Source organism: Streptomyces sp. cg36 (assembly GCF_041080675.1).
Taxonomy (GTDB): Bacteria; Actinomycetota; Actinomycetes; order Streptomycetales; family Streptomycetaceae; genus Streptomyces.
Genome location: NZ_CP163520.1, coordinates 8,030,504 through 8,043,646, shown reverse-complemented (window position 1 = coordinate 8,043,646; position 13,143 = coordinate 8,030,504). Strand labels below are relative to the sequence as shown.

The 13,143-nt window shown below is 72.0% G+C and carries 11 protein-coding genes; 3 read left to right on the top strand and 8 right to left on the bottom strand.

Annotated elements, in window-relative coordinates; genetic code table 11:
* Positions 1-22 precede the first annotated feature (22 nt).
* Complete coding sequence (locus tag AB5J87_RS35425; protein ID WP_369382854.1) at positions 23-412, bottom strand: hypothetical protein; 390 nt, start codon at positions 410-412, stop codon at positions 23-25.
* 191 nt (positions 413-603) lie between these two features.
* Positions 604-1,893, bottom strand: a complete 1,290-nt coding sequence (locus AB5J87_RS35420) for an amidohydrolase (protein ID WP_369382853.1) — start codon at positions 1,891-1,893, stop codon at positions 604-606.
* A 446-nt stretch (positions 1,894-2,339) separates the two neighbouring features.
* Between AB5J87_RS35420 and AB5J87_RS35415 the strand changes: the two genes are divergently transcribed.
* On the top strand, positions 2,340-2,873 hold the full coding sequence (locus AB5J87_RS35415; RefSeq protein WP_369382852.1) for a hemerythrin domain-containing protein: 534 nt from the start codon (positions 2,340-2,342) through the stop codon (positions 2,871-2,873).
* Positions 2,874-2,904: 31 nt separating this feature from the next.
* Here AB5J87_RS35415 and AB5J87_RS35410 read toward each other — a convergent pair whose 3' ends face one another.
* From AB5J87_RS35410 to AB5J87_RS35400, 3 genes are all read right to left on the bottom strand, one after another.
* Positions 2,905-3,792, bottom strand: coding sequence for an oxaloacetate decarboxylase (locus AB5J87_RS35410; protein ID WP_369382851.1), 888 nt, complete (start codon positions 3,790-3,792; stop codon positions 2,905-2,907).
* A 198-nt stretch (positions 3,793-3,990) separates the two neighbouring features.
* Positions 3,991-5,439, bottom strand: coding sequence for an MFS transporter (locus AB5J87_RS35405; protein WP_369382850.1), 1,449 nt, complete (start codon positions 5,437-5,439; stop codon positions 3,991-3,993).
* A gap of 142 nt (positions 5,440-5,581) precedes the next feature.
* Positions 5,582-5,887 carry a cupin domain-containing protein gene (locus AB5J87_RS35400; RefSeq protein WP_369382849.1) on the bottom strand — a complete coding sequence of 102 codons (306 nt, stop codon included), beginning with the start codon at positions 5,885-5,887 and terminating at the stop codon, positions 5,582-5,584.
* 414 nt (positions 5,888-6,301) lie between these two features.
* Here AB5J87_RS35400 and AB5J87_RS35395 point away from each other — a divergent pair, with 414 nt between their 5' ends.
* Positions 6,302-7,258, top strand: a complete 957-nt coding sequence (locus AB5J87_RS35395) for a DMT family transporter (protein ID WP_369382848.1) — start codon at positions 6,302-6,304, stop codon at positions 7,256-7,258.
* 262 nt (positions 7,259-7,520) lie between these two features.
* Here AB5J87_RS35395 and AB5J87_RS35390 read toward each other — a convergent pair whose 3' ends face one another.
* A complete protein-coding gene (locus AB5J87_RS35390; RefSeq protein WP_369382847.1) occupies positions 7,521-9,143 on the bottom strand; it encodes an alpha/beta hydrolase in 1,623 nt (540 codons plus the stop codon).
* A gap of 235 nt (positions 9,144-9,378) precedes the next feature.
* Between AB5J87_RS35390 and AB5J87_RS35385 the strand changes: the two genes are divergently transcribed.
* Positions 9,379-10,101, top strand: coding sequence for an SDR family oxidoreductase (locus tag AB5J87_RS35385; RefSeq protein WP_369382846.1), 723 nt, complete (start codon positions 9,379-9,381; stop codon positions 10,099-10,101).
* Positions 10,102-10,170: 69 nt separating this feature from the next.
* Here the strand turns inward: AB5J87_RS35385 and AB5J87_RS35380 are convergent, their stop codons facing one another.
* Together AB5J87_RS35380 and AB5J87_RS35375 are read right to left on the bottom strand one after the other, a co-directional pair.
* Positions 10,171-10,722 carry a universal stress protein gene (locus tag AB5J87_RS35380; RefSeq protein ID WP_369382845.1) on the bottom strand — a complete coding sequence of 184 codons (552 nt, stop codon included), beginning with the start codon at positions 10,720-10,722 and terminating at the stop codon, positions 10,171-10,173.
* Positions 10,723-10,854: 132 nt separating this feature from the next.
* Positions 10,855-13,071, bottom strand: a complete 2,217-nt coding sequence (locus AB5J87_RS35375) for an FUSC family protein (RefSeq protein ID WP_369382844.1) — start codon at positions 13,069-13,071, stop codon at positions 10,855-10,857.
* Positions 13,072-13,143: the final 72 nt, after the last annotated feature.

Here is a 13,143-nt window from a genome sequence, read left to right as displayed (position 1 = left end):
TCTTCCCGACACTCCCCCAGCCTCAGCCCCGCGCCGAATCGGGTGCAAGCGTCACGACCTTCCAGCCCACGCCGTCAGCGACGACGGCCCGGAAATCCTCGTACTCCTGCGTCCCCGCGCGCGCGACCCACTCCTGCAGCATCGCCGTGCCGAGCTCCTCGGAGCCGACGAAGCTGGCGATGTCCGTCAGGTAGTACTCGGGTGCCCACGCACCGTCCTGGCGGTGCTGTATCTCCACGGACAGCGTCTTGGGGCTGCCGAACACCGACTCCGCCAAGGGCGCGTGGCAGGGACAGGAAGCGCACCACAGCGCGCGGCACCGGTCCGCGCGAGGTTCACCGCAGTGACACTTGACGGCGGCGCGCGCCGCGATCCACTCGGCCCAGCTCGGGGTGGTGTGACTGTACGACACGGAAACCGTCCTGCCCCGGCGCGCAGACCCCTGTGTGCACAGATCCAGCGTGCGCCGATCCTGGAAGTAATGTCCGCTCTCCTTCACCTCTGGAGCGGCCACCCCCACTCTCGCCGCGATGTGAGCTCCCAGGAGTCGGTCGATCGGACGGGCATCCGGGCCACACCGCCTCCACCGATCGGTATCGCCCCTCACTCGCGGCCCGGGCCCGCCAATACGCTCAGCGCGCCCGTGGTCAGCGCGCCGACCGCCGTGCGCAGGGTGGGCATGGGGGCCACGATGAAGTACGGGGAGTGGTTGGGCGGCCACTGCGCCAGGTGTGCGGGCGAGGCCGGGGCCGAACGCCCCGGGGGCGCTCCGGCACAGCCGACGAACCAGTAACACACCTTGATGCCCGATCCCCCGTGGAGCCATTCACCGGCCGGCCCGTACCAGGCGAAGTCCTCCAGGATCGGGAAAGGAAGGCATGCGGTGACCCGCGCCGCTCCGAACACCTCGGTGTGCGCCTGGCGGAGCTCCGCCTCCAGTGCCGGGGTGTTCCTCAGCAGGGGAGCGGACGCGTCGACATGGACTTCGACGGGCTGGGCGCCGGCCATCCGCGCGTTCTCGGCACGGGCGACGCTCTCGACGACCGCCAGCGCCTCGGTGAGCCGCGCCTGGTCGAACGTCCGCACCGTGATCGAGACCACGGCCCGGTCGGGCGACACGTCCGCCCGGTCACCGCTGCGGAACGAGCCGACGCCGAGCAGCACATGGGGCGGCATCGCGGATCTCAGCCGCAGGACGGTGCGGGCCGCCACCTCCAGTGGGCTCAGCGACCTCCACGGCATCACCGCGTGTCCGCCAGAACCCCGGAAGTACACCCGGGCCTTGGCCCCGGCGGCAGTGACCGGCCCGGTGGCGTACGCCAGGACACCGGCGGGCAACGGCACCACATGCTGGGCCAGAACCGCGTCGAGAGGGGGAAAATGACGGTAGAGCCCCTCGCCGAGCATGGCGCGCGCACCCGTCAGCGCCTCCTCGGCGGGCTGCGCGACCAGGACGACTGTGCCCCGCCACGCTTCTTGTTCCTTGAGCCCGGCGAGCACGCGGGCCGTACCGATGACGGCGGCGATGTGCGCGTCGTGGCCGCAGGCGTGCATCACCGCGACGCGCCGCCCGTCAGCGCCCGTCTGGCGCACCCGGCTGGCGTAGGCGAGCCCGGTCCGCTCCCCGACGGGCAGGGCGTCCAGCTCGGTACGCACCAGCACTGTGGGCCCCGCGCCATTGCGCAGGACGGCCACCACTCCGTGTCCGCCGACACCCCGGGTCGTGGTGAACCCCGCGCCTTCGGCAGCGTGCGCGAACAGGCGGGCGGTGCGCTGCTCCTTGCCGGACAGTTCCGGGTGGCGGTGCAGGTCGAGGAAGAGCCCCAGTGCGGCGGGCAGCGCCGCTCGGGCGGCACCCAGCACATGCGGCCTGAGCCGTTCGTCGCAGCTCATCTCCCTCGCCTCCCGCATCACCGACGGGCGGGCCATCGCCCGCGCCCGAGGGGGTGCGCCTTCCCCGGCCCGTGCGCCGCAGAGAACCACCGGGCCGGGGAAGCCAGTGCCGAAGCACTGTCACCCGCACCACCATCGTGCAGCGCCGCAGAGTCATTGACAGTCCCCCGATCGTCCGGTCCCCCGGGCCACGGCCTGGCACCAACTGGCCTGCCTCTGCGCCGACATCACCGCAGCGGACACCTTCAGGGGACCTTGCTGACCGGCCACTCAACCGATCGGCCGACCCCGAATCCGGGACAGCCCGGTGAGTCTGGAGACTGCCCGATCCGCACATGTGCGTCTCATCGCCGCCCAGCGCGTCGTGCGCCGCTCATCGTGGAGGCCGGGCATCCCCTCGGACTCGGTCGGCGCGCGCACGCACGGGCGGCGCGTTTGGAGGACTCATGGACCAGCGACACGGCGACTTGCCCACCGAACTGACTCAGGATCACCAGTGCATTCTTGAGATCTTCGAGGAGATCCGGCGCACCCCCACCGATAGCCGTCATCACGAGCGGCTGCTCCGGCACGCGGCAGCCGAGCTTGAACGTCATGCCATAGCCGAGCGCCGCTTCCTGCTGCCCGCCCTGCACGGACTGCCGCACGGCGACGAACTCGCGCACGAGGAGGCGGACGAGCACACCCAGCTCATGGTCCTGCTCGACGCCGTCACCACCGTCACTCCGGACCGACCCGGTTTCGACGCACGTCTGCGGGCGCTGGAACTGGGCGTCAGACGTCACGCCTGGCGGGATGAACACGCGTTGTTCCCCATGCTGCGGCAGATCTGCGCGAACGGTGACCTCGACCGACTGGGGTCCGTTTTCCGCGAGCACAGGGTTCGCTATCCGGCTCGGCTTCCCGAGGACTGGTGGTGCCGCTCGATCGGCAACCCCATCACCACCACCGAAGTCGAATCCCCCGTTGACGCGGCCTGACCCGCCCTATCGGCGGCCCCCTCCGCAGCGTTCAGGAGTCCTGGGACCGGCCCTCGTCCGTTGTGTCGAGCCTCTCGGTCGCGCGGATTCCGGACAGCCCCACCACGTCGCTGAACTCGTCGAAGGAGACCATGGTGTCCGGGTCCGGCATCACCATGCCGGTGCCGCGCAGTTCCTTCGCGGTTGCGGCGACCGCGGCGGCGTAGGTGTACGTGAAGGCCGTGGGCCACACCACCGCCGCGTAGCCCATCTGCTGGAGGTCCGCCGCCGGAAGTAGCGGGGTGGCTCCGCCGGGGATCATGTTGGCCAGGGTCGGGGCCTCGAAGAGGCGGGGGATGCGGCGCAGTTGGTCGAGATCCCTGGGCGCCTCGACGAACACCCAGTCCGCGCCCGCCTCCACGGCCCGCGCGGCCCGGTCCACCGCCGCTGAAACGCCTCCGACGGCCAGGGCGTCCGTGCGGGCGAGGATGGTGAAGTCCTCGTCGTCCCGCGCGTCGACCGCCGCCTTGATCTTGCTGATGAACTCGGCGACCGGGACGACGGACTTGCCCGCCATGTGGCCGCAGCGCTTGGGGCTCACCTGGTCCTCCAGCATCAGCGAGGCCGCACCGGCACGCTCCATCAGCCGGACGGTGCGGCGGACGTTGATGGTGTTGCCGTGGCCGTTGTCCCCGTCCGCCCAGACAGGCAGATCCACGGCGTCGGCCATGCGGGCAACCGCGTCCGCCATCTCCGTCAGGGTCAGAAGCCCGATGTCGGGAGCGCCGAGGAGCGCGGCCGACGTCGCGTACCCGGCGCAGCCGACGGCGGAGAATCCGGTCTGCTCGACGATCCGCGCGCCCAGCGGGTCGTGGGCTACGGGGATCACGAGGATCTCGGGGGAATGCAGCAGTTGCTTGAACTTGGTGGTGTTCTTCATCGCGTCCTGTCCTCCCATGAGGTGTTTGGCGGCGCGTTGCCCCGTCAGCGGTCAGTCCCGGCGGCCGAGCGTGCGGCACGTGTGACGGCGAGGCGCTCTGCCGCTCGTTGCTTCGCGCCTTGCCCCTTGGCCACCATCAGCGTGCCCGGCGGTGGTCTCCGGCCGCATCGGCCGTCGGCCGCCTCCGGGCGTCGCGCGCTAGCGGCCAACGGGCGTCCCCTCGGGGGCGGTGTGGGTGACCGCGGTCCGTGCCGCCGCATGGCGCGGGGCGAGGGTCACTGCCACCAGGACCGTGAGGAGGGCGAGGGCGATGCCGACGAGCGAGGCCATGGTGTAGCCGCCGGAGGTCGGCAGCAGCTTCCCGGCGGGCGTGCTGGCCTGCAGGACCGTGGCGCTCAGGGCGCTGCCGATGGTGTAACCGACGCAGCGCAGCACCTGGTTGAAGCTGATCGCGCTGCCCGTCTCGTTCGCCGGGACGGCGCGGACCACCAGGTTGGGGATGACGGCGAAGGCGCAGCCGACGCCGAGTCCCATGACGCCCATCGCCAGGAACATGTGCCACAGGGCGCTGTGGGCGAGGGCGAAGCAGATCTGGGAGAGGAGGAAGATGCCGCAGGCCAGGATCAGCACGTGGCGTGCGGACATCCGGCGGCCGAGGGCGGTTTCGCCCTTGTTGGCAAGGACGCTGGTCACCGAGAAGGGCAGCAGGGCGAGGCCGGTGACGGCTATCGAGGCGCCGAAGCCGTACCCGGTCAGGGTCGGGGCCTGGGCCAGGCGGGTCACCAGCGACATCATCAGGTACAGGCCGATGCCGAGCAGCACGATGATCACGTTGGCGGCGACGACGGCGCGGCTGCGGGCGACCCGCAGGTCGACCAGCGGGTGGCGGGTGCGCAGCTCGTGCACCACCCAGATGGCGAGCACCAGGACGGACAGGACGGCGAGGAGGATCACGCGCACGGAGGCCCAGCCCCACGTGCCGCCGTCGGAGAGGACCACCAGGATCCCGGCGAGTCCGAGGCCCAGGAGGAGCGCGCCGGTCTTGTCCAGCGGGCGGTGGGTGAGGTGGCGGGTGGCGGGCAGGACGGCCCGGGCGGCGAAGAGGGAGCCGGCGCTCATCAGGGCGCCGAACCAGAAGGCCGCGTGCAGGCCGAGTCCCTGGGCGATGAGGCCGGTGAGCGGGTAGCCCAGGCCGACACCGGCCGCGGTGGCGATCGACACCATGGAGACGGTGCTCTTCGCACGCGCCTCGGGAAGGTTGTCCCGGGCGGTGGCGATGGCCAGGGGGGTGAGCGCGACTCCCACGCCTTGCAGGGCACGGCCCACGAGCAGCTCGGTGAAGCCCAGCGGCAGGGCGGCGAGGACGCATCCGGCGAGCGCGGCGCCGATCGCGACGTAGGTGACGGTGCGACGGTGCGGGCCGTCGCCGAGGCGGCCGAAGACCGGGGTGGCGATGGCTCCCGCGAGCAGGGTGATGGTCAGTGACCACTGCGCGACGGCGAGCGAGACGTGGTAGCTGGTGGCGATCTGGGGGATCAGCGGCGCACCGAGGCTGCTGATGACGGCGAGCGACATGCCCATGAAGATCAGGGACTGCGCCAGAAGCCGATGCGGTGCGGGCTGCGCCGTCGCGGTGGTGCCGTTCATGGCGGTCCTCCTCAAGTATGTCATCGGGTGATGTCATTGAATGATGACATAGTGCGATGCCACCGTCCTCCCCCAGTCGGAGGAACCGTCCAGGGGAACGGTCCCCGACGGGTGGACACCTCCTCGGGAGTCGCCACTGCCGTCAAGGGGCGTCACATGCCTCGGTGAGCGGCAGTCCCCGCGGGCTGACGTAGATGACCCACATGACCAGGTCCTCCGTGCCCTCGTTCACGCCCTCGTGCCGGTATCCGCTGCCTTCGCGGACGACTTCTCCCGCCGCATAGACGCGTATGCCGCCCGGATGCACGGGGGCGTAGTGGGTGAGGGCCCCCGCCGTGACGACCCCGATGACCTCCCCGTTGTGGCGATGGGGCCCCGTGGTCCCGCCCGGGCGGAGCGTCACCTCGTAGACGTCCACGCGGACCGGACCCGCCACCGACAGGGCCACGTCTTCCTCGCTGCGCCCGTAGGCCGCGCGGCGCGAGTGACGCCCTCGGGGCCCGGGCGCCACCGCCTGACCGAGTGCGAAAGCCGGATCAGCGCCCCGCTCGTTCACGGGACCACTCTCCACACGTGCCGCCCACGAGCGGCCTCGGCGGGACAGGCTGTCGCTGCTTCGTCGATTCATGTACACACCCTTTCCGACCGCGCGTATCCGCGGTATCCGCCCGGCGGCGGGCCGGTGGCACCGTCCCCCTCCCCCGGTCGGCGGAGGAGGGCACCGCGCGGGTCCACGCGTTCTTGCCCCGGCCTTCTCGCACGGCGTGCCCGAGCCATCGTGCTCGGCTAGCGTGGCCGGGAACGCGAGTGCCGCTCGGGCAGAGGGGGCCAGGCGTGCGGCCGACACCCCGGGAGCCACGGCATGGACACCTTCCTCGCGGTGCTGTTCGCGGTCTTGGCGGCGCTGAGCAACGCACTCGGAACAGTCCTCCAGCGCGTCTCGGCCCGCTCCGTCTCACACGCCGACTCCTTCAGCTGGCGGCTCATCCGCGACCTGCTGCGCCACCCGGTCTGGTTCGGGGGTTTCGCCGCCGTCCTGTGCGCGGGCGCCTGCCAGGCCGTGGCGCTGGTCCTGGGCTCGCTGGCCCTGGTCCAGCCGGTCTTCGTCCTCGAACTCCCCTTCGCCCTGCTCATCGGCGCCGCCGTCTTCCGCCACCGCCCGCCCCGCCACGCCCTCCCGGCCGCAGCCGCCATGGCGGCGGGCACGGCTCTCGCCCTCACCGCGGCCCGCCCGGTGCCCGGCACGGACAGCCCCAGCGCCTTCGTCTGGGTCCTCACACTGGTGGCTGCGGGCGGGCTGATGGCCACGGCCACCGCGGCGGCGCTCGCACGGCCCCGGGGGATGGCCCGCGCGGCCCTGTTCGGCCTGGCGGCGGCCATCGGTTACGCCCTGACCGCCGCGCTGCTCAAGGACGCGGCCGACGCCTTCAGCGCCCACGGTCCGGCCGCCTTCTTCACCACCTGGCAGACGTACGCGTTCGCGGCCTCGGGCGGCTGCGCGCTGTTCCTGCTGTCCAACGCGATGGAGTCGGGCCCCATCGTGGCTTCCCAGCCCGCCCTCACCCTCGGTGACGCCACTGTCAGCCTCGCCCTGGGCATCACCGTGTTCGGCGAGCACGTGCGTACCGGATGGTGGCTGATCCCCGAGGTGGCGGGCATCCTGCTCGTCGTGCTCAGCGCCCTGGTCCTGTCCAAGGTCACCCCGCCGCCGAACCCGGAGTCGGCAGACCCCGCGCACTCGGCGGATCCGGCCTCCTCCCGCCCCACGCCCCCGGCCGCTCCAGCACCCCATGAGACGCGGAGCCCGGGGGACGACTGAACCCCGGCCGTACGTGCATGACCGGCGCCGGGACGGCGGCCGGTTCCCGGGAGGTCCCGCCGGGCCCGAACACAGCTCCCAGCGCCACACCCCCGCACAGCACGAGAGCGGGACACCAGGCGAGCAGAGCATTGCGCATGGAACCAGCCTTCGCCCGCTCGCCCCGTAGGGCCGTCCGGCGATCGGACGGCCCTACGGGGGAACGGGCACTCGCACGGACGGCCCGCCCCGGTGGGGTGAGCCGCCCGACGACGATCAGCCCTCACACCTTGTCGTCACACACCGTCCCGTCCTTGGGAAGCGTTCCCTCCAGGAAGAACGCGTCGAAATGGCGGCGTACACACAGCGCCTTGGTCGCGACGTAGAGGCCGTGACCGGCGCCGTTGTCGGTGATGGTGACGGCGGGGCCCACCGCCTTGGCCATCTGCTTCAGCCACGGGTGGGGGGTGGCCGGGTCATACAGGGCGGTGGTCATCACTATGGTGGCCGCGCCGGGCGCGCTCACGTCGTGCGAGGTGTCGTCACCGGCCTCGGGCCAGCCGTTGCAGGTGGCCATCCCGGTGACGAACTCACCGCCGAACACCGGGGACGCCTTCACGAATTCCGGGTAGGCGTCGTCGATCTCCTTCTCCGTGTAACGGCCCGACGTGTCGGCGCAGTTGACGGCGACGAACGCCTCGGAGGAGTTGTCGTAGGTGCCGTTCCGCTCCGCGCCCTCGTCCTCGTCGGCGATGTCCTCGGCCACTTCCGTCTCGCGCCCGGGGGCCTTGCCCTGGGAGATCACCGCCAGCATCGCCGGCAGGGTGTCGACCTCGTCGCGGGAGCGCAGCAGCGCCATGATGTCGCTCTGGGCGCCTTCCCGGGTCAGCTCGGTGCCGTCCGGCAGCTTCATCGGATGCTCGTCCAGCCGGTTCAGCCCCGTCACCACGCCGGTCATCGCCCGGCCGGGGTCGGTGCCCAGCGGGCAGTCGGCGCCGCGCTGTGCGCACTGCTCGATGGAGTGCTCCAGCGCCTTCTGGTACCCCGTGGCCTGGGCGAGGCTGGTGTCCTTCATGTTCGGGGCCGGCTCGTCGACACCGTCCAGCGCCATCCGCCCGACCTTCTTGGGGAACTGGTGCGCGTACACCGCGCCGATCTTCGTTCCGTAGGAGATCCCCAGATAGTTGAGCTTCTCGTCACCGAGCGCCTGCCGCATGACATCCAGGTCGCGGGCGACGTTGACGGTGCCGACCCAGGGCAGGATCGGGCCGGACAGCTTCGCGCAGGTCGCCAGCGCCGCCTTCTGCTCGGCGAGGTATTTCCCGAGGACGGACAGGTTCTCCGGGGCCGAGTCCGCTCCGTGCACCGTCTTGGGCACCTCGTCCGCCTCCCCGCACCGCACGGGGGTGCTGGCGCCGACCCCGCGGGGGTCGAACGAGACCAGGTCGTAGCGCGTTCCGGCCTTGCCGAAACCGTCGGGACCGGAACCGGCCAGCCCCTCCAGCCCCGAGCCGCCGGGCCCGCCGAAGTTGATCAGCAGAGATCCGAGCCGACTGTTCTGGTCGCGGGCCCGGTAGCGCATCAGCGCCAGCGTCATGTCCCCCTGGGAGGGCTTGGCGTAGGTGTACGGGACCTTCACGCTGCCGCACTCCGCGACCGGCCCCTGCGCCCTGCGGTGCGGCGATCCCTGGGCCGCCGCCGACGCCCGCTGCTCATGGGTGGACTCCTGGCGCACTTCGCTGTCGGGGTCCTGGCCACAGGGGTGCCAGCCGATCTTCTGGGTGTAGTACCGGGTCAGGTCCGGCTGGCTGGACGCGGCGGTCGCACTGGGCGGCGCGGTACAGAGCGATACGGCCATGAGCGTGACGGCCGAGAGGGCTCCACTGACACGTATGGGCACGTTCATGTGCATCACGGTAAGGACGTCCCGCTCGTCCGGCAGCGGCTCTCCTCCGCGTCCCGCCCTCCCGGAGGCCCGCGCTCCCAGCGGCTTAGCCCAGTCGGCGCAACACCACCCGCTCGTCCGAACGGGTGAGCGTCCCGCCTTCCCCGCCGGGTGGGAGGCCGCGTACCCGGCGCGGTGGTCTGCTGGGCACAGGCTCATCGGCCGCATCCCCACGGACAAATGATTCGAGACCGCCATGACCAAGCCCCTGATCGTCATCACCGGCGCCAGCTCCGGCATCGGCGCCGCAACCGCCCGGCTCTTCTCCGACCGGGGCCACCCGCTCCTGCTGCTCGCCCGGCGCCTGGAACGGCTGGAGGCGCTGGGTCTGCCGGACACCTTGTGCCGCCGTGTCGACGTCACCGACTTCGACGCCGTCACGGCGGCCGTGCGCGAGGCGGAAGCTGTCCACGGGCCCGCCGACGCGATCGTCAACAACGCCGGATTGATGCTGCTGGGGCAGATCGTCGACCAGCCCGTCGAGGAGTGGGGGCCGATGATCGACCTCAACATCAAGGGGGTCCTGTACGGCATCCGCGCCGTCCTGCCGGGCATGCTCGCGCGCGGCGCGGGGACGATCATCAACGTCAGCTCCGTCGCCGGACGCAAGACGTTCCCCAACCACGCCGCCTACGTGGGCACCAAGTTCGCCGTGCACGCCATGTCGGAGAACCTGCTCGAAGAGGTCGCCGGGGCGGGTGTGCGGGTGGTGACGATCGCACCCGGGGCGGTGGAGACCGAACTGCTCTCGCACACCAGCAGCGAGCGGATCAAGGCCGACTACCAGGAGTGGAAGGAGGCCGCCGGAGGCGCCCTCGACGCGGCCGTCGTGGCCGGGGCCATCGCGCACGCCTATGGGCAGCCCCCGCAGGTGACCATCCGTGAAATCGTCCTGGCGGCCACCGGCCAGCAAGGCTGAAACAGCCCAGCGCAGCGGCGGACGGCCCGTACCTTGCGGTAGCGGGCCGCTCGCCGCTGCGCACGCGCTTCATCGCGCGGCCGAGGCGATCCCCCGATGCCAAGCGGTGACACCCCGCGGGCGCGGGGCACGACCGCCTGCCCCGGCGCCACCGGCCTCGTGGTCCGGGTGCACGACCAGGACCGGGCAGCGGGCCCGCTTCAGGCTCGACCGGCTGGCCGAACCGAACAGGAATCGGTGGACGCGGCCATGGCTGCCCGCTCCCATCACGAGGACATCCGTCTCGCGGGCCGCGACGGCCACGAGTACGTCCTCGGTCCTGCCGCGGATCACCCGGGGAGTGACGTGCAACCCCTGCGGCTCCCGCCCCAACACCCGCTCACACGTCGTGTCCAGCTCTGCTCGCGCCGCGCGGGTCCAGCGGAGAATGATGTCCTCCGGCGGCCGGTAGCGGGCATGGGCGGCCTCGCCGCCCGGCGGCGTCCAGGCGATCACCGGGCAGAGCTCGGCCCCGTGACACCGGGCTTCGGCCGCCGCCTGCCGCAGGGCGGCCCGGCTCGCTTCCGACCCGTCGACACCGACGACGACCCGCTCGATCCTGGTGACCGTCTCGAAAGGCATGACATGCCTCCTTCCTGGAGTACGAGGCCGGATCGCCTCTCCACGAAGGTAGGAAGAACGCGCTTCGCCCTATGTCCCCCGATGGGGGGTTCCACCGGTGCGGGCCCCCGTCCCCCGGACGGACCACCGGAGTCAGCCGTGGGTGGCTCCCTCGGCCGTCGCCTTGGGCTGCCGGGCACGGCGTGCGTCGCGGGCCACTCCCGTCAGCCACGACTCGGTGTCGACCATCAGCAGGACGTCCCGCGTCCCCATGCCCGCACCGTCCTCGGCCACCAGCCGCAGCACGGGTGACGCATCGGCGGGGAACGGGTCGTGGCGCCCGGGCCCGGCACCGTCCACGAACGCCCCGCGACGGAGCAAGGCGGCCGACGCACGGCACTCGGCCGCCGCGCGCCCGGCGAGTTCGGTCAGCGCCTCGGACGCCGCGGCGGGCAGCTCGCGGTGCGCGTCGGCGGCGCGCACGACCAACAGGCTTCCCCCGCCCACCACTTGGTAGCCGGGCAGCATGTACGCCTCCCAGGGAGCCTCCACGGCGGGCAGGTCACCGCGGGTGCTCTCGGTGCGGAACTGCAGGAACGTCGTGTGGGCGAGGAACAGTTCACCCCGTACCGCGCCCAGCGGGTCGTCCCGCTCTCCCACCTGTTCCGACCCCCGCGCGCTGCCGCCGCTCACCAGGTCAGTGACGCGCGGAACCGCTTCACCCGCCAGTCGCAGAGAATGCGCCACGTCCCGCTTGAGCTGCCCCGCCGCACCCTTGGGCCACGCCAGCAGCGCCGCGCCCGCGCCGATCAGACCTCCGACGACCACGGTCAGTACCCGCACCGCGGGCAGTTCGGTGTCCACGGACAGCACCTGGACGAACAACACCATCAGGACCACGGTGAGGACCGCCTGCATCCACGCGCCCCCCAGGAGGGGCCCGACGGTGAATCCGACCAGCATCAGCACGGGAGCCACCCCGATGTAGAACCCGGGGGTGTCTCCCACCACCATCAGCATGACGGTGGACACGGCCGCTCCCGCGACGGTTCCCAGGAAGGCGGGTCCCAGGCCCGCCCGGGTGTCGGCGGCCGAGGTACGCATCATGCTGAGCGTGGCCAGCAGGACCCAGAAGCCGTGGGGGATGTCCACGACGCCGGCCAGCACCCGGGCGGCTCCCAGCGCAAGCCCCATGCGCACACCGTTCTGGAACAGCACGGACCGCGGTGTCATGTGCAGCACCAGCCGCCGCCACGACCAAACCGCCGCCGAGACCGACGCATAGCCGAACGGCCCGTCGGCCGCGTACTGCCCCGACTGCGGGCGCACCCCGTTCATCAGCCGCGCGGTCTCCTCGGCGACCTGCGCGGCCTGTGCGACGCCGCGCACCAGGGCCTGCTGACGCAGCAGTTGGGGAGAGGCGGCGAGCAGCCCGCCGGCGCGCTCGGCTTCGAAGGTCCGGTGCGCGTCGGCGAGGTCCGAGCGCTCCGCTGCCGTGCGCCGCGAGCGCACCTCGTCGGCCGCCTGGCGCAGCGTCGCCTCGGCCTGGAGCAGCAGCCGCGCCGACGCGGCATCGGGGGTGCCACTGTCGACGACGACGCCGTCCAGTTGGTTGCGGGTGTGGCGGATCGCGGCCCGGCAGTGGTTGAGCGCCCGGTCCTCCATCGACGCCGAGAGCGGACGCGAGGTGGGCGACACACGCGACATCCATGTGGTGGCCAGCGCGTTCCCGGCACGCGCGCGGGCCTCGGCGCACGCCTCCTCGGCCGACGCAGCCGGCTCCTGTCCCGCCAGCAGGCGGGCGACGATCCGCGTGTAGTCGGCCACCGCATCGGCCGCGTCCGCCAGGAGCCCGCGGTAGCCGGTGGGCGCGGACTCACGCCACAGCACCTGGTCCACGACGACGGCGGCCAGCACGCCCAGAGTGATACCGGCCAGTCTCTGCCACAGCTGGTGCGGCTCGTACGGCGGGAAGCACGGCAGTACGTAGTAGAGCTGGAGCGCGGCGGCGAGCGCGGCCTGGCGCGGCCCGAGCACACCGAGGAACGCGACGAGGAAGCTCAGCACGAGCAGGCCGCCCGCGGCGGCCCAGTCGTTCACCGCGAGCAGCGTGCCCGCCGTGACCATCACCCAGGCCGCGGGCAGCGTCAGAACCATGGTGCGACCCCGCCGGGCGGCCGGGCCGGACAGATGCGCGAACATGATCATCGGGAGGGCGCCGAACATCGCGTACAGGCCCATCACGGGCTGATGGAACCCGTACAGCAGCGTGTAGAACACACCGCCGCCCGCGAGCACCACCCATACGGCCCGCCGCACCGCCTGCGGGCCTTCCTTCCTGCTCCAGATCCACCGAAGGGGTGAAGCCACCACTCACGCACCTCCACCCGGGCCAGGGCCAAGCCGTCCCCCGGCACCACCGTTCCCGCGGCCACGAAGGGC